General features: G+C 66.0%; 24 protein-coding genes. 13 read left to right on the plus strand and 11 right to left on the minus strand.

Going from position 1 to position 24,877, the window contains the following annotated elements:
- The 4 genes from U9J41_RS08470 to U9J41_RS08485 are packed head-to-tail and all read left to right on the plus strand — an operon-like array spanning position 1 to position 4,193.
- Positions 1 to 1,080: an ABC transporter ATP-binding protein gene (locus U9J41_RS08470; RefSeq protein ID WP_425260199.1), complete on the plus strand. Its 1,080-nt coding sequence runs from the start codon at positions 1 to 3 to the stop codon at positions 1,078 to 1,080.
- Between the two features lie 10 nt (positions 1,081 to 1,090).
- Entirely contained in the window at positions 1,091 to 2,005 is a 915-nt protein-coding gene (locus U9J41_RS08475) for a carbohydrate ABC transporter permease (protein ID WP_322401778.1), read from the plus strand.
- Positions 2,002 to 2,844: a carbohydrate ABC transporter permease gene (locus tag U9J41_RS08480; RefSeq protein WP_322401779.1), complete on the plus strand. Its 843-nt coding sequence runs from the start codon at positions 2,002 to 2,004 to the stop codon at positions 2,842 to 2,844. The genes U9J41_RS08475 and U9J41_RS08480 overlap by 4 nt, the downstream gene beginning before the upstream one ends.
- The gene (locus U9J41_RS08485) at positions 2,841 to 4,193 is read left to right on the plus strand and encodes an extracellular solute-binding protein (protein ID WP_322401780.1); all 1,353 of its coding nucleotides are present in this window, start codon (positions 2,841 to 2,843) and stop codon (positions 4,191 to 4,193) included. The genes U9J41_RS08480 and U9J41_RS08485 overlap by 4 nt, the downstream gene beginning before the upstream one ends.
- 10 nt (positions 4,194 to 4,203) lie before the next feature.
- Here U9J41_RS08485 and U9J41_RS08490 read toward each other — a convergent pair whose 3' ends face one another.
- Positions 4,204 to 4,707 carry a YqaA family protein gene (locus tag U9J41_RS08490; protein ID WP_322401865.1) on the minus strand — a complete coding sequence of 168 codons (504 nt, stop codon included), beginning with the start codon at positions 4,705 to 4,707 and terminating at the stop codon, positions 4,204 to 4,206.
- A 76-nt stretch (positions 4,708 to 4,783) separates the two neighbouring features.
- Between U9J41_RS08490 and ilvA the strand changes: the two genes are divergently transcribed.
- The 5 genes from ilvA to rapZ all read left to right on the plus strand — a co-directional run bounded on the left by ilvA (position 4,784) and on the right by rapZ (position 10,363).
- Positions 4,784 to 6,418: a threonine ammonia-lyase, biosynthetic gene (ilvA, locus tag U9J41_RS08495; RefSeq protein ID WP_322401781.1), complete on the plus strand. Its 1,635-nt coding sequence runs from the start codon at positions 4,784 to 4,786 to the stop codon at positions 6,416 to 6,418.
- A 174-nt stretch (positions 6,419 to 6,592) separates the two neighbouring features.
- Positions 6,593 to 7,423: an NADPH-dependent 7-cyano-7-deazaguanine reductase QueF gene (gene queF / locus U9J41_RS08500; RefSeq protein WP_322401782.1), complete on the plus strand. Its 831-nt coding sequence runs from the start codon at positions 6,593 to 6,595 to the stop codon at positions 7,421 to 7,423.
- 367 nt (positions 7,424 to 7,790) lie between these two features.
- The gene (locus U9J41_RS08505) at positions 7,791 to 8,273 is read left to right on the plus strand and encodes a PTS sugar transporter subunit IIA (protein ID WP_322401783.1); all 483 of its coding nucleotides are present in this window, start codon (positions 7,791 to 7,793) and stop codon (positions 8,271 to 8,273) included.
- Positions 8,274 to 8,289: 16 nt separating this feature from the next.
- Positions 8,290 to 9,225, plus strand: coding sequence for an HPr(Ser) kinase/phosphatase (gene hprK / locus U9J41_RS08510; RefSeq protein WP_036238906.1), 936 nt, complete (start codon positions 8,290 to 8,292; stop codon positions 9,223 to 9,225).
- A gap of 274 nt (positions 9,226 to 9,499) precedes the next feature.
- A complete protein-coding gene (rapZ, locus tag U9J41_RS08515) occupies positions 9,500 to 10,363 on the plus strand; it encodes an RNase adapter RapZ (protein ID WP_322401784.1) in 864 nt (287 codons plus the stop codon).
- Positions 10,364 to 10,498: 135 nt separating this feature from the next.
- Here the strand turns inward: rapZ and U9J41_RS08520 are convergent, their stop codons facing one another.
- From U9J41_RS08520 to U9J41_RS08555, 8 genes are all read right to left on the minus strand, one after another.
- On the minus strand, positions 10,499 to 11,581 hold the full coding sequence (locus U9J41_RS08520) for an enoyl-CoA hydratase/isomerase family protein (protein WP_322401785.1): 1,083 nt from the start codon (positions 11,579 to 11,581) through the stop codon (positions 10,499 to 10,501).
- A 123-nt stretch (positions 11,582 to 11,704) separates the two neighbouring features.
- Positions 11,705 to 12,064 (minus strand): ribosome hibernation-promoting factor, HPF/YfiA family, encoded by a 360-nt coding sequence (gene hpf / locus U9J41_RS08525; RefSeq protein WP_036238902.1) that lies wholly within the window; start codon positions 12,062 to 12,064, stop codon positions 11,705 to 11,707.
- A 101-nt stretch (positions 12,065 to 12,165) separates the two neighbouring features.
- A complete protein-coding gene (locus U9J41_RS08530; protein ID WP_322401786.1) occupies positions 12,166 to 13,671 on the minus strand; it encodes an RNA polymerase factor sigma-54 in 1,506 nt (501 codons plus the stop codon).
- Between the two features lie 2 nt (positions 13,672 to 13,673).
- Positions 13,674 to 14,468, minus strand: a complete 795-nt coding sequence (gene lptB, locus U9J41_RS08535) for an LPS export ABC transporter ATP-binding protein (RefSeq protein WP_425260171.1) — start codon at positions 14,466 to 14,468, stop codon at positions 13,674 to 13,676.
- Entirely contained in the window at positions 14,465 to 15,034 is a 570-nt protein-coding gene (lptA, locus tag U9J41_RS08540) for a lipopolysaccharide transport periplasmic protein LptA (protein WP_322401787.1), read from the minus strand. The genes lptB and lptA overlap by 4 nt, the downstream gene beginning before the upstream one ends.
- Before the next feature lie 22 nt (positions 15,035 to 15,056).
- Positions 15,057 to 15,668: an LPS export ABC transporter periplasmic protein LptC gene (gene lptC, locus U9J41_RS08545; protein ID WP_322401788.1), complete on the minus strand. Its 612-nt coding sequence runs from the start codon at positions 15,666 to 15,668 to the stop codon at positions 15,057 to 15,059.
- Between the two features lie 19 nt (positions 15,669 to 15,687).
- The gene (locus U9J41_RS08550; RefSeq protein ID WP_322401789.1) at positions 15,688 to 16,221 is read right to left on the minus strand and encodes a KdsC family phosphatase; all 534 of its coding nucleotides are present in this window, start codon (positions 16,219 to 16,221) and stop codon (positions 15,688 to 15,690) included.
- A complete protein-coding gene (locus tag U9J41_RS08555) occupies positions 16,221 to 17,243 on the minus strand; it encodes a KpsF/GutQ family sugar-phosphate isomerase (protein ID WP_425260174.1) in 1,023 nt (340 codons plus the stop codon). The genes U9J41_RS08550 and U9J41_RS08555 overlap by 1 nt, the downstream gene beginning before the upstream one ends.
- An 85-nt stretch (positions 17,244 to 17,328) precedes the next feature.
- Between U9J41_RS08555 and U9J41_RS08560 the strand changes: the two genes are divergently transcribed.
- Positions 17,329 to 19,311: a monovalent cation:proton antiporter family protein gene (locus U9J41_RS08560; RefSeq protein ID WP_322401791.1), complete on the plus strand. Its 1,983-nt coding sequence runs from the start codon at positions 17,329 to 17,331 to the stop codon at positions 19,309 to 19,311.
- 70 nt (positions 19,312 to 19,381) lie between these two features.
- On the opposite strand, the gene U9J41_RS08565 is transcribed toward U9J41_RS08560, so the two are convergent.
- Complete coding sequence (locus tag U9J41_RS08565) at positions 19,382 to 20,500, minus strand: GGDEF domain-containing protein (RefSeq protein ID WP_322401792.1); 1,119 nt, start codon at positions 20,498 to 20,500, stop codon at positions 19,382 to 19,384.
- Between the two features lie 78 nt (positions 20,501 to 20,578).
- A complete protein-coding gene (locus U9J41_RS08570; RefSeq protein ID WP_322401793.1) occupies positions 20,579 to 21,175 on the minus strand; it encodes a dienelactone hydrolase family protein in 597 nt (198 codons plus the stop codon).
- A 199-nt stretch (positions 21,176 to 21,374) separates the two neighbouring features.
- Here U9J41_RS08570 and U9J41_RS08575 point away from each other — a divergent pair, with 199 nt between their 5' ends.
- Genes U9J41_RS08575 through U9J41_RS08585 form a run of 3 tightly spaced genes read left to right on the plus strand, consistent with a single transcriptional unit; the run spans position 21,375 to position 24,792 of the window.
- On the plus strand, positions 21,375 to 23,114 hold the full coding sequence (locus tag U9J41_RS08575; RefSeq protein ID WP_322401794.1) for a fumarate reductase/succinate dehydrogenase flavoprotein subunit: 1,740 nt from the start codon (positions 21,375 to 21,377) through the stop codon (positions 23,112 to 23,114).
- Positions 23,115 to 23,126: 12 nt separating this feature from the next.
- Complete coding sequence (locus U9J41_RS08580) at positions 23,127 to 23,360, plus strand: 4Fe-4S dicluster domain-containing protein (protein ID WP_056448973.1); 234 nt, start codon at positions 23,127 to 23,129, stop codon at positions 23,358 to 23,360.
- 25 nt (positions 23,361 to 23,385) lie between these two features.
- Positions 23,386 to 24,792, plus strand: coding sequence for an ABC transporter substrate-binding protein (locus U9J41_RS08585; RefSeq protein ID WP_322401795.1), 1,407 nt, complete (start codon positions 23,386 to 23,388; stop codon positions 24,790 to 24,792).
- Positions 24,793 to 24,877 lie beyond the last annotated feature (85 nt).

A 24,877-nucleotide genomic window follows, 5' to 3' on the forward strand; every position in this document is an offset into this window, starting at 1 on the left:
CTGGGCGGCATCGAGTGGGTCGACGTCAGCAAGCGCTATGGCCAGAACGCGGTGATCCCGGACTTCAACCTGTCGATCGCGCCCGGTGAATTCATTGCGCTGCTGGGCCCATCGGGCTGCGGCAAGTCGACGCTGCTGCGCATGCTGGCGGGACTGGAGCCGGTGTCGGGCGGCCGCATCGCCATCGGCGGGCGCGACGTCACCACGCTGCCGCCGGGCCAGCGCGGCGTGGCGATGGTATTCCAGCAGTACGCACTGTATCCGCACATGACGGTACGCGACAACATGGCGTTCGGCCTGCGCAACGTCCGCATGGACGAAGCGGACATCGCGCGCCGCGTGAACGATGCGGCCACCATGCTGGAACTGCAGCCGCTGTTGGAGCGCAAGCCCGGGCAGCTGTCCGGCGGGCAGCGCCAGCGCGTCGCCATCGGCCGCGCCGTGGTCAAGGAACCGCTGGCGTTCCTGTTCGACGAACCGCTGTCCAACCTCGACGCCGCATTGCGCACGCGCACCCGGCTGGAACTGGCGCGCCTGCACAAGCGCCTGGGCGCGACCATGCTCATCGTCACCCACGACCAGGTCGAAGCCATGACCCTGGCCAGCCGCATCGTGGTGCTCAACCAGGGCCGCATCGAACAGTGCGCGGCGCCGATGGAACTGTACGAACGCCCGGCCACGCGGTTCGTTGCGGCCTTTGTCGGCAGCCCAGGCATGAACTTCCTGCCGGTTGCGCGCGCCGCCGACGTGAATGGCCGCTGCGCCGTCACGCTGGCCGACGGCGCGACCGTGCGGACCGCCGTGCCCGCGTTCGCGGCGGAAGGCAGGCTGGAACTGGGCCTGCGCCCGGACGCCATCACGGCCGCCGCCGATGGACAGCTCGAAGGCACGCTGGAAGTGATCGAACGCCTCGGCGACCGCACCCTGCTGCACGTGCAGTTGCAGGATGGCCTGCTGATCGTGGCCGACGCGCCGCCGCGCGCCGCGGAACCGGCCGTGGGCGCCGCCATCCGCCTGCGCGTGGACCTGCGGCGCGCCCACCTGTTCGACGCGGCCGGCATTGCGCACCATCCGGCATGAGGCGCGACCGATGAAACGCGACCTCCCCTCTGCCCTGCTCGCGCCCGCGCGCCGCACCGCCTTCGCCTGGACCGGCCTGCTGTTCGTCAGCCCCTTCCTGCTGTGCTACCTGGCGTTGCTGGTGTGGCCGCTGGTGAAGGGGCTGTGGCTCAGCCTCCACGCGATCGACCTGCTTTCCAATATCGGCCGCTGGGTCGGCGCCGTCAACTTCGTCGACCTGCTGCAGGACGAGATGTTCGTGCGCTCGACGTTCAACACCGTGCTGTTCGCGGCGCTGTGCACGCCCGCCATGGTGATCACGGGCCTGGCGCTGGCGCTGGCGCTGAACCGGCCGGGCCGCGCCACCGCCATCCTGCGCGGCGTGTTCTTCGGCGCCGGCGTGCTGTCGGTCACGATCGTCACCCTGGTCTGGCGCCTGGTGCTGATGCCGGAACACGGCATGCTGGCCAACGCCGCACACGGCATGGGCCTGGATTCGGGCGCACCGCTGACCGACCAATGGCTCGCATTGCCGATGGTGGTGATGGCCACCGTCTGGTGGGGCGTCGGCATGCCGATGATGCTGTTCCTGGCGTCGCTGCAGCAGATTCCGCACGATGTCTACGAGGCCGCCGCGCTGGACAACACCAGCCGCTGGCGCAGCTTCCGCCACATCACGCTGCCGGCGATCCGCCACAGCGTTATCCTGGTCGCGGTCACGCAGCTGATCGCACAGTTGCAGGTGTTCGGCCAGATCCAGTTGCTGACGCAGGGCGGTCCGAACAACAGCACACGCTCGCTGGTGATGTTCGTGTATGAAGCCATGTTCGAACAATGGCAGCTGGGGTATGCGGCCGCCGGCGCGCAAGCCTTGTTCCTGTTGATGCTGGCCGGGATCGCGCTGCAAGGCTGGCTGGAACGCCACGCACGAAAGGCGCAATCATGAATGCGAATCTGACCAACCGCTGGGGCAACCGCGCCATCTTCGGCGCCACCGTGCTGGCCGCGATCGTCTGGGTGGCGCCATTGCTGTGGATACTGGCGCTGTCGTTCAAGCCCAATGAATTGCTGGCGCAGCGCACCGACATCCTGTTCGCGCCGCCCTACACCCTGAAAAACTACAGCGACATCCTCGGCACCTCGCTGGTGTTCCGCTGGATCGTCAATTCCTGCGTGGTGGCATTCGCCCAGACCATCCTGGTGCTGGTACTGTCGTCGCTGGCCGGCTACGGCTTCGCCCGCACCGAGTTCCCCGGCAAGACCTGGCTGTACCGCCTCGTCCTGGCCGGGCTGGCCGTGCCGCAGACCGCCGTCGTCATCCCGCTGCACCGCATGTTCGCCGACTGGGGCCTGCACAACAGTTATCCGGGCCTGATCCTGCCTGGCCTGGCGGCGCCGTTTGGCGTGTTCCTGATGACGCAATACTTCAAGGCGATACCGCGCGATCTGGAAGAAGCCGCGCTGCTGGACAATGCCTCGCGCTGGACCGTGTTCACCCGCGTGATCCTGCCGCTATCGCTGCCGGCGCAAGCCACGCTGGGCATCGTCACCTTCCTCGGCGCGTGGAACGACTACCTGTGGCCTTTGATCTCCGCCACCCAATCGGACCACTACACGCTGACCCTGGGCCTGGCCTCGACCCAGACCAACTTCGCGCAGTCCGAAGGCCTCGGCTTCCTGATGGCGCAGGCCGTGTTCGCGGCCGCGCCGGTGCTGGTGCTGTACGCCTTCTTCCAACAATACATCGTCGCCGCGGTCGCCGGCGCCCGGGTACGTTCAGCATGAGACTCATTCCCTTCGTCGCCGCGCTGGCCCTGATGCTCGCGGCCCGCGCGGCAGCTGCCGCGCCGACCGACATCTCGTTCGCACGCTTCTTCGGTTCCTGCGAAGCCGAATACGGCAACTCGACCGATACCGCCAACGCCACCGGCGAATGCGGCATCATCACCACGCTGGTCAACAAGTTCAACGCCACCAACCGCGAGCAGATCACGGTGCACACGCAAGTGGTGGAGCATGGCTCGTACTACAGCCAGCTGGGTGCGCGGATCGTCGGCCGCGACATGCCCGCCGTCGCCATCCTGCACAGCTCCGCGCTGAACGACTTCGTCAAGCGCGGCCTGATCGCACCCCTGGACGACGAGTTCCGCGCCGCCGGCATCGACGTCGCCGACTTCACGCCCCAGGCGCGCACCGCGGTCACGATCGGCGGCCATCAGTACGCCCTGCCCTTCGACACCCATTCCTGGCTGTGGCACATCAATCTCAATTTGATGAAGCGCGCCGGGCTGGTGACCAGGGACGGCAAGCCGCTGCTGCCGCAATCGCCACAGGAGCTGCTGGCCCAGGCACGCCAGTTCAAGGCCGCCACCGGCAAGCCCTATTTCATCTGGCTGACCGATAACGATCCGGCCTTCTTCCCGCGCATCCTGCTGACGCTGGTGCGCCAGCAGGACACGACCCTGTTCCCCAAGGACGACTTCCACATCGACCTGCACAGCGCGACCGTGCGCGCGTCCGTGCAGCTGCTCAGGACGATGTACGAAGAAGGCCTGACCACGCGCGGCCAGGATTACGGCGCCGCCCTGCAAAGCTTTGCCGCCGGCGAAGGCGCGGTGATGATCAACGGGACCTGGATCATCGGCGACCTGCTGCGGCAGTCGCATGAGGCGCACAGCGCCACCGCGGGAGGCTATACCGCGGTGCCGTTCCCCCGCCTGCATGGCCACAGCGCCGTGTGGGCCGACAATCACGTGATGGTGCTGCTGAAAGGCGGCACGCCGGATGCGCGCAGCCGCCATGCCGCGCTGGCCTTCCTCAAGTTCTTATACGATGAAGGCGGGGTGTGGGCGCGCACCGGCCAGCTGCCGACGCGCCGCTCGGTGATCGAATCGGCGTCGTTCACGCGGCTGCCGCTGCGCGGCGAGATTGCCGCGATTTCGCGCGACGGCGTCGCGCTGCCGATCGAAGTCGCGCGCCAGGCGATCGTCGCCAAGACCCTCGGTGATGCGATGATCGCGGTGATCGCCTACGGCGCGGACCTCGATCGCACGCTGGCACGCGCCGAAACCAGCATCGACCGCATCCTGGCGCGCGACGCCCAGTTTCAGGGAGGCGCCACGGCGCCGCGCTGAGGGATGGCCCTCATCCGAACACCCTGTTCGCCAGCTCGCCGAGCCACTTCCACCAGCCGTTCGGCACGTACAGCAGCGTCACGGTCATGAAGACGTAGCGCCCGAATTTGCCGATGGCCATATAGATCACGCTGGGCCAGAACGGCAGGTGCAGCCAGCCGGCCAGGGTGCACAGCGGGTCGCCGATGCCCGGCACCCAGGACAGCAGCATCGTCTTGGCGCCGTAGCGCTTCAGCCAGTGGAACCAGCGCGACGAGCGCTCCTTCGCGAAGGCGACCTTGGCGCGGTAGCCGATCCAGTAGTCGACCACGCCGCCCAGCGTGTTGCCCAGCGTGGCGACGAGGATCACGGGCCAGAACATCGCGGGATTGGCCTTGACGACCGCGAACACGGCCGGTTCGGAGCCGAGCGGCAGCAGGGTCGCGGAAACGAAGGCGATCAGGAAGACCGACGTGAGCCCGACGGTGGGCACGGCGAGGAATTTCAGCAGCCACAGTACGGCGGATTCGATCATCGGCAAGAAGGGGTGGACGGCGAACGGATGGGTTGATTACATTATAATGGGGAGAAACACCTCGTAACGACACGGCATGCCAGGCTCTACCGAGCCAAACTGCCGCACTGCTCGCCTCGGTTACCCGCCAAGCAGGACAGTCAGCGTCGCCCCGGAACCCGAACAGACCGCATCGATCATGACTACCGACTACCTCAAGAAAATCCTTACCGCACGCGTCTACGACGTCGCCGTCGAGACCCCGCTCGAATACGCCCCCAGCCTTTCCAAGCGCACCGACAACAAGATTTACCTGAAGCGCGAGGACATGCAGAGTGTGTTCAGCTTCAAGCTGCGCGGCGCCTACAACAAGATGGCGAACTTGTCGGAATCGCAACTGAACCGCGGCGTGATTTGCGCGTCGGCCGGTAACCACGCGCAGGGCGTCGCCATGTCGGCGGCCCGCCTGAACTGCCGCGCCGTGATCGTCATGCCGACCACCACGCCGAGCGTGAAGGTCGACGCGGTCCGTGCCTTCGGCGGCAGCAATGTGGAAGTCGTCCTGCACGGCGAATCGTACACCGACGCCTTCAACCATGCGCAAGTGCTGGAGAAGGAGCAGAAGCTGGCGTTCGTGCACCCGTTCGACGATCCGGACGTCATCGCCGGCCAGGGCACGATCGGCGTCGAGATCCTGCGCCAGCATTCGGGCCCGATCCATGCGATCTTCCTCGCGATCGGCGGCGGTGGCCTGATCAGCGGCGTGGCCGCGTACGTGAAGCAGATCCGTCCCGACATCAAGATCATCGGCGTGCAGACCAACGATTCGGATGCGATGGCGCGCAGCCTGAAGGCCGGCGAGCGCGTGACCTTGACGGACGTCGGCCTGTTCGCGGACGGCACCGCCGTGCGCCTCGTGGGCGTCGAAACCTTCCGCCTGTGCCAGGAACTGGTCGACGAGATCATCATCGTCGACAACGACGCGCTGTGCGCCGCCATCAAGGACGTGTTCCAGGACACGCGCAGCATCGTCGAGCCGTCCGGCGCGCTCGCGGTCGCGGGCGCCAAGGCGTATGTCGAGCGGTCGCTGATGACGAAGAATCCGGTGCGCGGCGAGTCCCTCGTCGCCATCGCCTGCGGCGCCAACATGAATTTCGACCGCCTGCGCTTCGTCGCCGAACGCGCCGAACTGGGCGAGGCGCGCGAAGCCGTGTTCGCCGTGACGATCCCCGAGCAGCGCGGCAGCTTCAAGCGCTTCTGCGCGCTGATCGGCCCGCGCAACGTCACCGAGTTCAACTACCGCATCAGCGACGAGCGCGAAGCCCACGTCTTCGTCGGCGTGCAGATCGGCAGCCGCAGCGAGTCGGGCACCGTCGCGCGCACGTTCGAGGAACACGGCTTCCGCACCCTCGACCTCACGCACGACGAATTGGCCAAGCAGCACGTGCGCCACCTGGTCGGCGGCAAGAGCGGCCTGGCGCACGACGAGCTGCTGTACCGCTTCGAATTCCCGGAACGCCCGGGCGCGCTGATGCGCTTCCTGGACAGCATGGCGCCGAACTGGAACATCTCCCTGTTCCACTACCGGAACCAGGGCGGCGACGTGGGGCGCATCCTCGTCGGCCTGCAGGTGCCGTCCGGCGAGATGGACGAGTTCCGCCAGTTCCTTGCCACGCTCGGTTATCGCTACTGGGACGAGAGCGCGAATCCGGCGTACAAGCTGTTCCTGTAAAACGGCTGCGGATGTGCCTGGTGGGCACGGGGTGCCCACCGATGATATGCCGATAACGCATCCATTAACGGGACACGCATCCGATCGCGGAAAGGTGTACGATACGCCGCTTTGCCGCCGCCGGACCGGCATCGCCACGCACGTCACGAACGTGGCCGGCCTCGAGAAAACATCATGACCAATACCCCTGAACATTCGCCTCTCGGCAAGAACTCGGCCTACCAGACCCAGTACGCGCCGGAGCTGCTGTTTCCCATCCCGCGCCAGCAAAAGCGCGACGAGCTCGGCCTGACCGGCACGCTGCCCTTCTTCGGCGTCGACATCTGGAACGCCTACGAATTGTCGTGGCTGAACATGCGCGGCAAGCCGCAGGTCGCCATCGCGACCTTTACCGTGCCCGCCGATTCGCCCAACATCGTCGAATCGAAATCCTTCAAGCTCTACCTGAATTCGTTCAACCAGACCCGGCTGGCCAACACGGACGCCCTGCTCGCCCTGCTGCGCGAGGACCTGTCGACCGCGTTCGGCGCGCCCGTGCACGCGGCGCTGACCCTGCCCGAAGACTTCGACAAGGTCAAAATGGGCGAGCAGGACGGCCTCCTGATCGACCGCCTCGACATCGAGGTCGACAACTACAGTCCGTCCCCGGAACTGCTCAAGGCCAATCACGACGAAGCCGCGGTCGAGGAAACCCTCGTGTCGCACCTGCTCAAGTCGAATTGCCTCGTCACCGGCCAGCCGGACTGGGGCAGCGTGCAGATCCGCTATACCGGTCCGCAGATCGACCAGGAAAGCCTGCTACGCTACCTGATCGGTTTCCGCGAGCACAACGAATTCCATGAGCAATGTGTCGAGCGCATCTTCACCGACATCCTGCGCCAGTGCAAACCGATCAAGCTGGCCGTGTACGCACGCTACACCCGGCGCGGCGGCCTGGACATCAACCCATGGCGCGCCAATTTCACCACCGGAAAACTGCCGAATTTGCGCACTGCACGTCAATAGACAGTGTGGATGGGTGATTTTTCGTCGATCGCCCCCATCTACAGTGTACGTTTCCAACGACATTTGCGACGCCAGCCCGGCCATGCCGGCCGGCGTTCCGCCGTGTCGCCGGATATGCAAAGCGACAAGTTTTCGCTAGAAAAATCGGTAAAAGAGGCCCCGGGAAGATGTTTTGTGCGTAAAACCCGGGATTTCGTGGCGGAAATTGCGCATGTCCGATTGTCGGATGCGAGGTCTTTACGCAAAGGTTTGCGACGGGGATCACACAGGCACCGGACGACATGCGAAATCGAATTACACGGCCATAAAACCGGCCTATAATTCCCGCTCGCAAGCACCCCCGGGTGCACCGCAATAGAAGCGTTTTATGACTAATCTAAGCAAAATCCTCTCGCTCGAGAACGTGCAGCTCGATCTGGAAGTGTCGAGCAAGAAGCGCGCCTTCGAGCAGGCCGGCCTGATCTTCGAGAACAACTGCGGCATCGCCCGGTCCACCGTGTCGGACAACCTGTTCGCGCGCGAGCGCCTCGGATCCACGGGACTCGGCCACGGCGTCGCCGTGCCGCACGGCCGCATCAAGGGCAGCAAAAGCCTCAAGGCGCCGCTGGCCGCCTTTGTGCGCCTGCTCGAACCGATTCCGTTCGAATCGCCGGACGGCCAGCCGGTCAAGCTGCTGTTCTTTCTCCTGATCCCGGACCATGTCACGCAACAGCACCTCGAGATCCTGTCCGAGATCGCGGAACTGTTCTCGGACGAAGCCATCCGCACGGCATTGACGACCGATAACGACCCGCGCGCCGTCTACGAACGCATCATCAACTGGCAGCCGAGCCTGCAAGCTCTCGGCTGACCTTGCGAAAGGGAACATGCTGCAGACTCCGCTGACCATCCAACGGCTATACGACGACAACCGCGACAGCCTGCAACTGGGCTGGTTCGCCGGATTCCCGGGCGGCGAGCGCCAGATTTCCGGCGACGCCGTCTCGGCCGCGGACCAGGTGGGTCACCTGAACCTGATCCACCCGGGCCGCATGCAGGTGTTCGGTCACCAGGAACTGAATTACTACCAGCGCTTGAAATCCGGCTCGCGCAGCCACCTGATCGGCGAACTGATCGCGGGCGGGCCGCCGGCCCTGTTCATCGCCCAGGGGCTCGACACGCCTCCGGACATCCTCGCCATCTGCGACGAGCAGAATATCCCGCTGTTTTCGACGCCGCTGCCGGCCGCGCAGGTGATCGACTACCTGCGCGTGTACCTGTCGAAGAAGCTGGCGCAGCGCGTCATCATGCACGGCGTGTTCATGGACGTGCTGGGCGTCGGCGTGCTGATCACGGGCGACTCGGGCCTCGGCAAGAGCGAGCTGGGCCTGGAACTGATCTCGCGCTCGCACGGCCTGGTCGCCGACGACGCCGTGGAATTCTCGCGCATCGCCCCGAACATGATCGAGGGCCGCTGCCCGCCGCTGCTGCAAAACCTGCTGGAAGTGCGCGGCCTGGGCCTCCTCGACATCAAGGCGATCTTCGGCGAGACGGCCGTGCGCCGCAAGATGCGCCTCAAATTGATCGTCCACCTCGTCAAGCGCGGCGCGCTGGACGAAGAGGTCGAACGCCTGCCCTTCCACTTCCCCACCGAGGACGTGCTGGGCCTGCCGATCCGCAAAGTGGTCATCCCCGTCGCGGCCGGCCGCAACATCGCGGTGCTGCTGGAGGCCGCGGTGCGCAATACGATCCTGCAGTTGCGCGGGATCGATACGCTGCAGGAGTTCATGGAACGGCAGCGGCAGGCGATGAGCAGCGATTAGCGCTGCAGTGCAGTGCGGAGCCGTGCTCCGCGAAACCCCTGCTCCACCAGCGGCAGGCGATGAGCAGCGATTAGCGGTGCGGTGCGGTGCGGTGCGGTGCAGTGCGGGCCAAGCATGCGACATCGGATCCCCGCCTGCGCGGGAAACGTTGTCGAGGCTGGGTACGCCAAATCGTCGTTCCCGCGCAGGCGGGAACCCAAGTTCCCTGTTGCAAATACCTCAACCATAAGCCTGGTGCACTGCGGTAAACATCGGCCGATGCTATCATCGCCGCATGCGCATCCTACTCATCACAGGTATCTCCGGCTCCGGTAAATCCGTGGCCCTGAACGTCCTCGAAGACGCAGGCTACTACTGCGTCGACAACCTTCCTCCGGCCCTGCTGCCGGCCCTCGTCGGCAACGTCGACGGCGGCGCGACCCGCCGCATCGCCGTCGCCGTCGACGCGCGCAGCGCCGAATCGCTGGCCGAACTGCCGACGACGGTGGCTACCCTGCGCGACGAAGGCCACCAGGTCAAGGTGATCTTCCTCACCGCCAGCACGCACTCGCTCGTCGCGCGCTTTTCCGAGACGCGGCGTAGCCATCCGCTGTCGCACGAACTGCGTCCGGGCGAGAACCCGGCATCGCGCCGCACGCTGATCGAATGCATTTCGGAAGAGCGCGACCGCCTCGGCCAGATCGAAAAGATGGGCCACGTGATCGACACGTCCGAGCTGTCCGCGAACAAGCTGCGCGCCTGGGTCAAGGAGCTGGCCGAGGTCACGTACGCGCCGCTGACGCTGTACTTCGAATCGTTCGCGTTCAAGCGCGGCGTGCCGCTCGACGCCGACTTCGTGTTCGACGTGCGCGCCGTGCCGAATCCGTACTACGACCTCACCTTGCGCCCGCTGAACGGCAAGGACGCACCCGTGATCGCCTTCCTCGACGCGCAGCCGCAGGCGGCCGAACTGCTGTCCGACATCCGCGCCTTCATCGCCAAGTGGCTGCCGTCGTTCAAGAAGGACAACCGCAGCTACCTGACGGTGGCCGTCGGCTGCACGGGCGGGCAGCACCGGTCCGTGTACATGGCGGAGCGCCTCGGGTCTTATTTCGCCGACACGGAACGGGTCGTCGTGAGGCACCGCGAGCAGCCCTGAAGCGGCAGACGTGACGCGTGCGCTGTCGCGGGCACGGGGTGCGCGCCCTACGGTGACTGTCGTGGGCACGATCACGCGTGACACAAGTCCGTAGGGTGGGCAACCTTTGCCCACGCGCAGAGGCAAACGACCGGATCACAGGTCGCGCAGCGGATGCGCGTGCGCCGGCCACACGGGCGCGAAGAACCACGCGACCATCTCCGGCGTGACGTCGGCCAGCAGCGGCGGATTCCAGCGCGGCGCATTGTCCTTGTCGATCACGAGCGCGCGCACGCCCTCCAGCACTTCGCCGTGTTCGAAGGTGCGGCGCACGAGCGAGCGTTCCATGCGCAGGCAGTCGGCCACGCCGAGACTGGCGCCGCGCACGAGCATCTCGCGCGTCACCGACATCATCAGCGGCGAGCGCTGGCGCATCGTGGCCAGCGTCTTTTGCGCGAACGGGTTCGCGTCCGTCTCCAGCGACGCCATCACGGCCGCCACGGAATCCGCGCCGAAGTGGCGGTCGATCGCATCGCGCTGCGCCGCCAGCTCGCCCGTGCCGGCCTGCGCCGCATACGGCGCCGCGAACGCGCGGATCGCGGCGGCCAGTTGCGCGCCCGGCGTCGCGTCGACCAGCGCGCGCAGGGCATCCAGCTGCGCCGACGGCACGAACACGTCGGCCAGCCCCACGTAGATGGCGTCCGCGGCGCCGATGGTCACGCCGGTCACGCCGAGGTAGTGGCCCAGGCGGCCCGGCGCATGCGACAGGAAATGGCTGCCGCCCACGTCCGGAAACAGGCCGATGTTCACCTCGGGCATGGCAATTTTGGAACGCTCCGTCACGATGCGCAGGCCGCAGTCCGGCCCGCCCTGGGCGATGCCCATGCCGCCGCCCATCACGACGCCGTCCATCAGCGCGATATACGGCTTCGGATAAAAATGGATCAGGTGGTTGAGGGCGTATTCCTCGGTGAAGAAATCTTCCAGCAGCGGGCTGCCCGTCCGCGGCGTGGCCCTGCCGGCCTCGTGGAAGAAGCGGATGTCGCCGCCGGCACATAACGCCTTCTCGCTCGTGCTCGTAATGACGACGGCGTCCACGCCGGCATCCCCGCGCCAGGCGAGCAAGGCCGCGGTGAGCGCGCGGACCATGTCCAGCGACAGCGAGTTGAGGGCTTTGGGGCGGTCCAGGGTGATGATGCCGGTGCGGTTGGCGACCCGCGTTTGCACGTGTTCGGTCATGTCTCGTGTTATTGAAGTGTTATTGGAATAAGCAGAACCGCATTCTAACGCGCATGGGTGGCGCATAAAATCGAAAAGGGCGCCGATGCGCCCTTTGTCATTGATGCTGCTGCACGCGTGGCATCACGCGGCGGCGGGTTCTTCCTCTCCCCCTTCGGACATGCGCTTGATGCACGCGTTGTCATGATCCTTGAGCATTTGCTTGTACTTGACGACCTGGCGGTCGAGGCGGTCCATCAGCATGTCGATCGCGGCATATAAATCGTGCGCGGCACTGGCGACATGGACGATCTTGCCTGCGAGACGCAGATTGATCTCGGCTTTCTGGCGTTTTTCTTTCTCGGTGAGATTGTCGATGCAGAGGATGACGTGGGAGTCAATCACTTGATCGAAATGGCGGGTAATGCGTTCAAGCTTGTTCTGTACGTATTCTCGGATTGCTGGGGTTACATCGAGATGATGTCCGCTGATAGTGAGATTCATACACACTCCTTTGAAGATTCGCTGCCGTGCCGTGCGCGCATCCGGGCATGGAGGCAGCGTTGTTGCCAGAGCTTGCTGCAAGAGCTTGCTACTAGAGCTCGCTACAAGGATTTGCGGAGACTGACGGGAGGGATCTTCAGCGCCTCACGGTATTTGGCGACCGTGCGCCGCGCGATAACCATTCCCTGTTCCCCTAGCATCTCCGCGATCTTGCTGTCGGATAAAGGGTTCTTGGGGTCTTCTGCTCCTGTGAGTTGTACGATGAGGGCCCGTATTGCCGTCGACGATGCTTCGCCTCCCGCTTCGGTGGCAACGTGACTCCCGAAGAAATACTTCAACTCGAACATGCCGTGCGGGGTCAGCATGTATTTCTGAGTTGTGACTCGAGAAATTGTGCTCTCGTGTAGACCTAGTGTATCAGCTATCTCACGTAAAACAAGGGGCCGCATTGCGACGGCGCCATGCGAGAAAAAGTTGCGCTGGCGATCCACAATGGCCTGGGCCACGCGCAGGATCGTGTCGAAGCGCTGACGCATATTCTTGATGAGCCACTTGGCTTCCTGCAACTGTGCTCCCAGCTGGGATTCCGATTTCCCCTGCTTCATCAGCGCCGCATACACGCTGTTGACGCGCAGGCGCGGCATCACTTCCGGATTCAGCTGCACGCTCCAGCCGTCCTTGGCGCGGCGCACGATCACGTCCGGCACGACGAAGTCTGACACATCCGACGCGAACGCCGCGCCCGGATGCGGATTGCACTGGCGGATGATGGTCTGGGCTTCGCGCAGGTCTTCGTCGTCGCAGTCCAGCGCCTTTTTCAGCTTGTTGAATTCGCGCTGCGCGAACCACGTCAGGTATTTCTCGACGATGACCAGCGCCATGCGCCGCGTGACGAGCGGCACGCCGGGCATGCGCCGGATCTGCAGGGCCAGGCATTCTGCCGCGCTGCGCGCGCCCACGCCGGGCGGGTCCATGCTCTGCACGAGGGCCAGCGCCATGCGCAGTTCCTCGAACTCGATCTCCAGTTCGGCCGGCAGGCGCGCGTGGATGTCGTCCAGCGGTTCGTCCAGATAACCATTGTCGTCCAGCGCGTCGACGACGAGTTCCACCAGCGCGCAGTCGCGCGCCGCGCAGCACGTCATGCGGACCTGTTCCATCAGGTGCTCGCGCAAGGTGACCGGGCTCGCTTCCAGCTGCGGACGGCCGTCCTCGTCCTCGCCGCCGCTGCCGCTGCTGCGGCCGAATTCGCCCCAGTCCTCGCCGCCTTCGCTGCCGGCGCCTTCGCCGCTGTCGCCGCCGGCATCGGCGCCGCTCTCGCCGCTGCCGTTCTCGGCGGGCGCGCCGCCCTCCGCGCTCGGCCCCTGCGCGGCCGGCGCCTCACCGGCCTGCATCGATGCCGGCGCGCTGTTGATGGCGCCGTCGGCCAGCAGGCGTACGGAGCGGTCGAGCGGATCGTCGAGCCGTTCGAGCAACGGGTTCTCGCTCAGGGCCTGCTCGATTTCCTGGTGCAGCTCGAGAGTCGACAGCTGCAGCAGCCGGATCGACTGCTGGAGTTGCGGCGTCAGTGCAAGGTGCTGTGAAGTCTTGAGTTGCAGCGTCTGTTTCATGACTACATTCGGAAGTGTTCGCCCAGGTAGACGCGCCGCACCGATTCATTGGCGATGATGTCGTCGGGACGGCCGGATGCCAGCACCGCCCCCTGGTTGATGATGTAGGCGCGGTCGCAGATGCCCAGCGTCTCGCGCACATTGTGGTCCGTGATCAGCACGCCGATGCCGCGCTCCTTCAGGAAGCGCACGATACGTTGGATCTCGATGACCGCAATTGGATCCACGCCGGCGAACGGTTCGTCGAGCAGCACGAAGCGCGGATTCGTCGCGAGGGCGCGCGCGATCTCCACGCGCCGCCGTTCCCCGCCCGACAGCGACAGGGCCGGGCTCTCGCGCAGCTTTTCGATCTGCAGCTCGGTCAGCAGCTCGTCGAGGCGTTCGGCGATGCGCGTCTTGGTGAGCGGCTTGCCGTTCTCGCGCTGCAATTCCAGCACGGCGCGGATGTTCTCTTCCACCGTCAGCTTGCGGAACACGGACGCTTCCTGCGGCAGGTACGACAGTCCCAGCAGGGCGCGCCGGTGGATCGGCAGGCTCGTGACGTCGGTGCCGTTGATGTCGATGCTGCCGGCATCCGACGGCACCAGGCCCACGATCATGTAGAACGACGTCGTCTTGCCGGCACCGTTCGGGCCCAGCAGGCCGACGACTTCGCCGCACGCGACCTGCAGCGACACGTCGCGCACCACCAGGCGCTTGCCATAGCTCTTCTGCAGGCCGTTGACGACCAGCGTGCTGCCGCCGCATTCGGCCGGCGGGATGTCCGTATGGGCCTCCATCGTGCGGACCTCCGTCATTGCTTGCCCGCCGGCGTGGCACCCGCGGCCGGCGCGGGCGTGCGGCGCGGCTGCAGCGTGATGCTGCCGCGGCCATTGCCGGGCTTGTCCGCGCCGCTGGCGTCGTTGCGGCCGACCAGCACTTCCTTGCGGTTATCGTAGGAGATGAATTCGTTGTCCATTTCCTGCGTGACCTTCTGGCCTTCGAGCTGGCGGATCATGGCTTTCGAGAACAGCTTCACGAGGTCGTTGCGTTCGTCGTATTCGATGCGCTGGGCCTGGCCTTCGTCCCACAGGTCGGGGCCGCCGTCGCGCTTCTGGCGGAAGGTCGCGAGCTTGCCCGGATCCGCGGTCAGGATGAACGTGTGATAACCGTCCGGCGCTTCCTTGACCTCGGCGCGGTCCGACTTGAGGACCATGGTGCCGCGCGTGATGATCACGTTGCCGGTGACGACATAGTTCTGCGTCACCAGGTCGCTGTTGGCCTTGTCGTACTTGATGTTGACCGGCTTGAGGGCGTCCGCCCTCTCGGCCGAAGCAGCCAGCGGCACCAGCAGGAACATGGCGGCGGCGAGTATTTTCTTCATTCGTTTATCCTCTCAATTGGCTTCAGCGCGGCGGGCGCGGTGGGCGCGGCGGATAGGTGGCCGAGCCGCGGCCGCCCAGCGCGATCTGCTGGGTGGCGTTGTTGGCCTCCATGCCCACGGCGTCGATCGACGCGCTGCCGAGCGTCATGTGGACCGGCCGGTCGGTCTTGGCGATCTCGTCGTCCGTCAGCAAGGTCAGGACCTCGGTGCGGATCCGCAGCGGCTGCGACGTCGCGTTGCCGGGGCGCTGGATGTCGACGTTGCCGGTCAGGTCGATCTGGTTCTGGTTCTGGTTGACGAGCGCGTGCTCCGCCGTCATCGTCATGGGCGGGTGTTCGGCCGTGAGGCTCTGCACCACGGGCTTGTCGACGAGGGCCGTGTTGTCGGCCGGGCGGTGCGTCAGGCGCTCGCCCGAGATCACGTAGCGCGGCTTGCCGGCCTCCGACATGCGCACCCAGCTGAAGTTGTCGACGATGTAGTCCGGCTCGTTGCCCGCATTGGCGCCCGGCGTGGTCTCTTCGCCCTGCATCACCTGCACGAGCCAGAAGCTGCCGAACGCAAAAAACACGGCGGTCAGCATCAGGGCCAGCAGGCGCCAGCGGTGCGCGGTGCGCTTGTAGTTGGCAGGGGCCATGGCTGCGCTTATCCTGAAATTAACCGAAATACGGCGCGAGCGCCTGTTCGTAGGTGCCCTGGGCGCGCATCACCATGTCGCACACTTCGCGCACGGCGCCGCGGCCGCCCGGGTTCTGCGTGACGTAATGGGCGCGGTGCCGCACTTCCGGATGGCCGCTCGGCACGGTCACGGCAAAGCCGACGCGCGTGAACAGCGGCAGGTCGATCACGTCGTCGCCGATGTAGCCGCATTCCTCGGCCGTCACACCCGTTTTGGCGAGCAGGTCGGCGAACGCGAGGCGTTTGTCGTGCTGGCCCTGGAACACGTGCGTGATCCCGAGGTCGGCCGCGCGCCTGATGACGATGGGCGACGTGCGTGCGCTGATGATGGCCGTCTGCACGCCCGTGCGGTTCAGGAGCTGGATGCCGAGGCCGTCCAGCACGTAGAACGTCTTCGTGACTTCGCCGTCCGGGCCATACGTCAGGCTGCCGTCGGTGAGGACGCCGTCGACGTCGAAGATCATGACTTTCACGCGCGCCGCGCGCTCCATGTGTGCCAGCGGGGTCACCATCAGATCACCTTGGCGCGCGTGAGGTCGTGGATGTGCAGCGCGCCGACCAATACGTCGTCGGCGTCGGTGACGAGCATCTGGTTGATGCGGAATTCTTCCATCACGGCGACGGCATCCACCGCCAGCTGGTCCGGATGCACGCGGCGCGGGTCCGGATGCATGACGTCGCGGATCACGAGCTTGCTGAAATCCTGGGCCTTCTCGATCAGGCGGCGCAGGTCGCCGTCCGTGAACACGCCGACCGGATGGCCGGCGGCGTCGACGACGGCCGTCATGCCCATGCCCTTGTGCGAGATTTCCAGCAGCGCATCGGTCAGCAGCGCGTCCGGCGTGACCTTCGGCACGGCGTCGCCGCTGCGCATCACGTCGCGCACGTGCGTGAGAAGCCTGCGGCCCAGCGCGCCGCCCGGATGCGAGCGCGCGAAATCGTCCGGTTTGAAGCCGCGCAGTTCGAGCAGCGCGACGGCCAGCGCATCGCCCAGCGCGAGGGTCGCGGTGGTGCTCGCGGTCGGCGCCAGGTTCAACGGGCAGGCTTCCTTCTCGACCGCGACGTCCAGGTGCACGTCCGCCGCCAGGGCCAGGGTCGATTCCGGCTTGCCGGTCATGGCGACCACGGGCACGCCCATGCGCTTGACGGCCGGGATCACGACGGCCAGTTCGCTGCTTTCGCCGGAATACGAGATCGCGATCAGGACGTCCTGCGCGGTCACCATGCCGAGGTCGCCGTGGGCCGCTTCGGCCGGGTGCAGGAACAGCGCGGGGGTGCCGGTCGAGGCCAGCGTCGCCGCGATCTTGCGGCCGATATGGCCCGACTTGCCCATGCCGGTGACGACCACGCGCCCCTTGCAGGCCATCATCAGCGCCACGGCGCGCGGCACGCTGTCGTCGCGGCCGAGGCGCGCGGCCAGCTTGCGGATTGCTTCGCCTTCGATATCCAGCGCCTCGCGGGCCAGTTCCAGCGCCCGGGCTGCCTGGGCCGCATTAAAACTTGTCAGCATTGTTTTTTCATCGGTTACACTCATAGTCAAAGTATAGCCGAATTGGGAAAGCAAAAAACTTGCCAGACGTAACAAACAACATGTTTACGGGACCTCATCGTCAACCGATATGACCTCAGGCCTCGAACTCACCCTTCTTTTGCTGGGCAGCGCCGTCCTCGGCGTCGTCGCATTCCGCATGCTGCACCTGCCGCCCATGCTGGGCTATCTCGCGGTGGGCGTGCTGATCGGGCCGCATGCCCTGGACCTCGCCGACAACGGCTCCACGACGCAGGCCCTGGCCGAATTCGGCGTCGTCTTCCTCATGTTCTCGATCGGGCTGGAATTCTCGCTGGCCCAGCTGCGCGCCATGCGCCGCATCGTGTTCGGCCTCGGGCTCGCACAGGTCGTGCTGACCATCGCCGTGACGGTGCTGGCGTCGCTGCTGACGCGCTACCTGCCCCCATCGATGCACGTCGGCTGGCAGGCCGCGCTGGCGCTGGGCGGGGCGCTGGCGATGTCGTCCACGGCCATCGTCTCGAAACTGCTGACCGAGCGGCTCGAACTGGAAAGCGAGCACGGACGCCGCATCATCGGCATCCTGCTGTTCCAGGACCTCGCCGTCGTCCCGCTGCTGATCCTGATCCCGTCGCTGGCGCAACCGGCCGAGGAACTCGCGATGACCCTGGCCTGGGCCGGCATCAAGGCGGCGGCCGTGCTGGCGCTGCTGCTGTTCTTCGGCCAGAAGGTCATGCGCAAGTGGTTCAACGTCGTCGTCAAGCGCCGCTCGCAGGAACTGTTCATGCTGAACCTGCTGCTCGTGACCCTCGGCGCCGCGGCGATCACGGAACATGCGGGCCTGTCGATGGCGCTGGGCGCGTTCGTGGCCGGCATGCTGATCTCCGAGACACCGTATAAACACCAGGTGGAAGAAGACATCAAGCCGTTCCGCGACGTGCTGCTGGGCCTCTTCTTCATCACCATCGGAATGCTCCTGAACGTGCACCTCGTGCTCGCCAACTGGTGGATCGTCCTGGTGCTGCTCATCGTGCCGGTGATGCTGAAATTCGCGCTGATCGCGCTGCTGGCCAAGGCCTTCGGCTCGTCCGACGGCATCGCCATGCGCACCGGCCTCGCGCTCGCGCAGGCCGGCGAATTCGGCTTCGTGCTGCTGAACCTCGCCTCGGGCTCGAAGCTGATCCCGCCGTTCGTGATCCAGCTGGTGCTCGCGTCGATGGTGCTGTCGATGCTGGCCGCACCGTTCGTCATCGCCCACATGGACAAGCTGGTGATGAAGATCGCGGCCAACGAATGGATGCTGCAATCGCTGCAGCTGACGCAGCTCGCGAGCCGCACGATGGCCACGCAGAAGCACGTGATCATCGCCGGCTTCGGCCGCAGCGGCCAGTCGCTGGCGACCCTGCTGTCGGAAGAAAAGCTGCCGTGGTACGCGCTCGACCTCGACCCCGAGCGCGTGCAGGAAGCGCGCACGGCCGGCATCAACGTGTCGTACGGCGACTGCACGCGGCGCGAAGCCCTGATCGCGGCCGGCATCAACCGCGCCAGCGCCCTCGTGATCACGTTCGCCGACACCCGCCTTGCCGTGAAGGTGCTGCACCTCGTGACCGAGCTGGCGCCCAAGCTGCCCGTGATCGTGCGCGCCCATGACGACCGCGAACTGGACGTGCTCAAGAAGGCCGGCGCCACCGAGGTCGTGCCGGAAGCGCTGGAATCGAGCCTGATGCTCGCGTCGCACGCGCTGGTGGTGATGGGCGTGCCGCTGCGCCGCGTCGTGCACCGCGTGCAGGCCGCGCGCGACGAGCGCTATGCCTCGCTGCGCGGCTTCTTCCACGGCGCCAGCGACGTCGCCGACGGCACGGAACACGACTACGTGCGCCTGCATTCGGTGACCCTGCGCGACGACGCCGGCGCCGTCGGGCGCTGCATCGCGGAGCTGGAACTGGACGAAGTGGGCGCGGAGGTGACGGCCGTGCGGCGCGGGAACGAGCGCATCGAACCGACGCCGGAGACGGCGCTGCGGGCGGGGGACGTGGTGGTGTTGCGGGGAACCGGCAACGCCGTCACGCGCGCCGAAGGCCGACTATTGCGGTAGGGTGGGCACCCTGTGCCCACGCGAACGTTCGCGTCATGCCGGCGTCACGCGTGGGCTCGGGGAGCCCACCCTACGTCGATGCGACGACGCGGTTGCGGCCACCTTCCTTCGCCTGGTACAGCGCCTGATCGGCATGCGCGACGAGCTGCTGCGCCACGCCTTCGATCGCGTGATCGCGCTCGAAATCGTCGAGGGTCGCGACACCGATCGACACCGACACCGCCAGCGTCTGCCCCTCCTGCAGCAGGAACGGCCGCTCCGCCACGCTGGCGCGGATGCGCTGGGCGACCATGCTGGCGCTCTCCAGGTCCGCGTCGATCAGCAGCACGACGAACTCCTCGCCGCCGAAGCGGCCCAGCGCGTCCGTCATGCGCAGCTCCGCCTTGATGCGCGCCGCGACTTCGCGCAGCACGTCGTCGCCGGCCAGGTGGCCGTACGTGTCGTTGACCTGCTTGAACCAATCGATGTCGATGTACATGCACGACAGCCGGTACGACTGGCGCCGCGCACGCGAGATTTCCTCGACGAGGCGGCGGTCCATGTAGCGGCGGTTGTAGACGCCCGTGAGCGCATCGGTGAGGCCGATGTACTTCAGCATCTCGTTGCTGATCACATTCTCCAGGCAGATCGCGATGATCGATGCCATGTGCTCGACGAAGTCCGTGCCCAGCAGCGGCGTGAAGCGGCTCGGGTCGCGGCTGCCCAGGTTCAGGCTGCCGATCAGGCGTTTATTCCGCATCAGCGGCACCATGGCCACGCTCGCGAGGCCAGCGGGCGGATGGGGAAAGGCGTGGCGCTGCGTGGCCGCGTCGAACGGCACCAGGCGCGGCCGCGGCGCACGGCTGCCCGCGAGATCGAAGCCGAGCGCGTCGCCATCGTCGTGGAACAGCAGATGCGGGAACGCCTCGAAATCCACGCCCAGCTTGTGCATGACGGTGTAGATGTCGGCGCCCGTGTCGACGAGCGACAGCGTGAGGGCGTCCAGGTCGGAAATCACGGGCAGCAGGCGGAAGATGGTGCCGGCCAGCTCCTGGAAGGTGCTCGCGCCGACGATTTCCAGGTCGAACGCCTGGTGCCGCATCATGATGGCGTGGTTGCCCTCGGCCTGGTCGATCAGGCTGGACAGCTGGCGGCGCAAGGCCTCGTTCTCGGCGATGAGTTCGCGCACACTGGCGCCGCGCTCGTGCATGTGTGGTTCCCCTTCAGCAAGAACCCTAATTTACGCGAATCTACGCGGCTTGGAAACGAAAATGATGAGGCAAAGGCATTAACATTGCCAAGATGTCATGCCTATCGCCTGCCAGGCGCGCTCCAGCAACGGCGGCGCCAGCAGGTGGACGGCGCGCGGCACGACGTCCAGCCGCACGTCCGCGCCCAGCGCGGCGAGGCGCTCGAAGGCCCGTTCGCTATGCTGCACGGGCACGGTACGGTCCATGCGGCCGTGCACGAGGGTGACCATCGTACGCCGCTCCCACGCGCCCGGCAGCGGCGCGCTGCGGCCGGCGATGGCGACGACGTGGCGCGCGAGGAAGCGGTTTTGGCACGCGGCGAGCGCCATGGCCGCGCCTTGCGAAAAGCCGGCCAGCACGGTCCGTTCCGGGGTCGCGCCGTATTCTCGCTGCAAATCTTCGACGGTGGCGACGAACGCCGGCAGCGCCGCGCGGACGCGGCCGGGACGGTTCGCGTCCGTGATGCCGTCCACCGAAAACCATTGATAGCCGGCGCCGCCGCGGTCGCAGGGCCATGTGGCCGGCGGTACCGCCACGCGCGCATTGGCATCGTGCGCGGCGATCAGGCCGGCCAGCGGCGCCATGTCGGCCGGCGTGCTGCCGACGCCGTGCAGCAGGACGATCAGGGCATTCATCGTGTCGGGGTCGTCGAAAACCGCACAGTCTAGCGCATCCGCCGCATATCGATATGCGCCGACCGACTCAGGCGGTTTTCATATTTGTAAGCGCGAAATCATTCGTTCGCGCCGTGTGATCCCGTCGCTACCATCCTGGCAAGCATGACGACCTTCAGCGTCATCCACGACACTCACCCAACTGCTTCAGGAAGCCGACATGGAAACACATATTCAAATCGTCGACGTGCTCGTGATCGGCGGCGGCACCGCCGGCCCGATGGCTGCCGTCAAGGCCAAGGAGACAAATCCGCAGTTGCGCGTGCTGCTGCTGGAGAAAGCCAACGTCAAGCGCAGCGGCGCCATCTCGATGGGCATGGATGGCCTCAACAACGCCGTCGTGCCGGGCTTCGCGACGCCCGAGCAATACGTCAAGGAGATCACGATCGCCAACGACGGCATCGTCAACCAGGCCACCGTGATGGCGTACGCGCGCAACAGCTACGCCATGATCGAGGAACTGGACAGCTGGGGCGTGAAGTTCGAAAAGGATGCGACGGGCGACTACGCGATGCGCAAGGTCCACCACATGGGCACCTACGTCTTGCCGATGCCCGAAGGCCACGACATCAAGAACGTGCTGTACCGCCGCCTGAAGCGGGCGCGCGTCGAGATCACCAACCGCCTCGTCGCCACGCGGCTGCTCACGACGGACGACGGTGCAAGTGGCGGAAAAATCGCCGGCGCCATGGCCTTCGACTGCCGCACGGGCGACTTCCACGTGATCCGCGCGAAATCCGTCGTGCTGGCGACGGGCGCCGCCGGCCGCCTCGGCCTGCCCGCCTCCGGTTATCTGTTCGGCACCTACGAGAACCCGACCAATGCGGGCGACGGCTACAGCATGGCCTATCACGCGGGCGCCGAGCTGTCGGGCATCGAATGCTTCCAGATCAACCCGCTGATCAAGGATTACAACGGCCCCGCCTGTGCCTACGTGACGGGGCCGTTCGGCGGCCACACGACGAATGCGAAGGGCGAGCGCTTCATCGAATGCGATTACTGGAGCGGCCAGATGATGCAGGAGTTCCACGACGAACTTCAGGGCGGCAACGGCCCCGTGTTCCTCAAGATGAACCACCTGGCCGAGGAAACCATCCGGACCATCGAAACGATCCTGCACACGAACGAGCGCCCGAGCCGCGGGCGCTTCCACGCGGGCCGCGGCACCGACTACCGCGAGCAGATGGTCGAGATGCACATCTCGGAAATCGGCCTGTGCAGCGGCCACTCGGCGTCCGGCGTGTGGGTCGACGAGCATGCGCGCACGACGGTTCCCGGCCTGCTCGCGGCCGGCGACCTCGCCTGCGTGCCGCATAACTACATGCTGGGCGCCTTCGTCTACGGCCGCCTGGCCGGAGAAAGCGCGGCCGCGTACTGCGCCGCGCAAGCCCTGCCGGGCGTCGACGAGGCCCAGGTCGAGCGCGAGCGCGCCCGCGGGTGGGCGCCGCTCGCGCGCCAGGACGGGCTGCCGCCGAACCAGGTCGAGTACAAGCTGCGCCGGATGGTCAACGACTACCTGCAACCGCCCAAGGTCACGCGCAAGATGGAGATCGGCCTGCAGCGTTTCGAGATGATCCGCGCCGACCTCGACCGGCTGCAGGCGCGGAACCCGCATGAGCTCATGCGCGCGATGGAAATCCACGCGATCCGCGATTGCGCCGAGATGGCCGCGCGCGCTTCGCTGTACCGCACGGAGAGCCGCTGGGGCCTGTATCACAACCGCGTCGACTACCCGCAGCGCAACGATGCCGACTGGTTCGTGCACGTGCAGCTCAAGAAGCAGGACGGCGGGATGACGTGCTTCAAGCGTCCCGTCGCGCCATACATCGTGCCGCTCGACGACAGCGAGAAGGCGGCCTACCAGCGCCTGCGCGTGAAGACCGAGCGCCTCGCGGCCTGACCAGGAGAACCCATGCCGACCACCATCAACATCACCAGCGTTCCGGTCACCGTCGACGGCGACAAATGCATCGCACACAAGGGCTGCACCGTGTGCGTGGACGTCTGCCCCCTCGACGTGCTGGCCATCGACATGGTCCAGGGCAAGGCCTACATGCAGTTCGACGAATGCTGGTACTGCATGCCGTGCGAGCAGGACTGCCCGACCGGCGCCGTCCGCGTCGACATCCCCTATCTGCTGCGCTGAACGACACTACCCGGAGAATGACTCGATGAAGCTGCACCATGAACTGATCGGCCTGTCCCTGCTGCTCGCCTTCGGCAGCGCCCACGCGCTTGACACCATCCGCGTTGCCATCGGCACCCAGGACACGACCATCAACTGCGCCACCGGCGGCCTTCTGATCCGCGAGCTGCACCTGCTGGAAAAATACCTGCCGCACGACGGCAAGTACAAGGACGTCAAGTACGACATCGAATGGAAGAATTTCACGTCCGGCGCGCCGCTGACGAACGAGATGGTCGCGGGCAAGCTGGACATCGGATCCATGGCCGACTTCCCCGGCGCCTTCAACGGCGCCGCGCACGCCAAGGCGGGCAGGAAGAGCATCTTCGTCACCGTCCTGTCGGGCAGCACGCTCGGTTCCGGCAACGGCATCGTCGTGCCGAAGGGTTCGCCGGTGCAGTCGCTGGCGGAGCTGAAGGGCAGGACGATCTCGGTGCCGTTCGCGTCCACGGCCCACGGCATGCTGCTGCGCGCCGTGAGGGCGCAGGGCTGGGACCCGGACAAGGACGTGAACATCACGACGCAGGCGCCGGAAGTCGCCGGCTCCGCCCTGCAGGGCAACAAGGTCGACGCCCACGCCGACTTCGTCCCGTTCGCCGACCTGTTCCCGCACCGCGGCTTCGCCCGCAAGATCTACGACGGTTCGCAGGCCCGTTCCCCGACGATGCACGGCAGCCTCGTCGAGGCCGACTACGCGAAAAAATATCCGGAGATCGTCGTGGCCTACCTGCGCGCGGCCATCGAAGCGGACCGCCTGATCGCGGCTGAACCGGAAAAATACAGTGAGCTGATCGCGAAGGTGACCGGCATCGACGCCGAAGTCGACTACCTGTTCCACGGGCCGGTAGGCCTGCAGACGCGCGACTTCACGTGGAAGCCGGAATACCGGCAGGCCGTAAAAACCTCGATCGACACGCTGCGCCTGCTGAAGCGCACGGACTCTGACCTCGACGTCAACACCTTCATCGACGATACGTTCATTCGCACGGCCTTCAGGCAGGCCGGCCTGGACTACGACAGGCAATTGAAGAACTACGACAAGCTGCCGTTGAAGGCGCGGGACGCGGTGACCGGCAAACCGATCACGGACTTCCGTCACCTCACGCAGATCTGGGTGCGGGGCGAGCCGCTCGTGCGCCACTACGCGAGCGCGACGACCGCGATCGCCGCGCTGCGCCAGCTGGAACAGGCGGGCAAGAAGGTGCGCACCGTGTACGCCCACGATCAGGGCTCGGGCCTCAAGCTGCTGGCGGGCGACGCGTGGTTCGTCGTCGCCGCCGACGGCAAGGACGTCAGCGCGTTCCTGCTGAAAGCCGATGCGCAGACGCAGGCGGCCAAGGTCAAGGGCAAGGTGGTCGATTTCGATACGCTCAAGAACGGGAAGGCGATGTAATGGCTTGAAAGCCACCGTTAGCGTCATCCCCGCGCAGGCGGGGATCCAGGCTTTGCGTCCGTAGTCGAAACCCTTGGGTTCCCGC

It is taken from the genome of Massilia luteola (assembly GCF_034420155.1).
GTDB classification, from domain to species: Bacteria; Pseudomonadota; Gammaproteobacteria; order Burkholderiales; family Burkholderiaceae_D; genus Telluria; species Telluria luteola.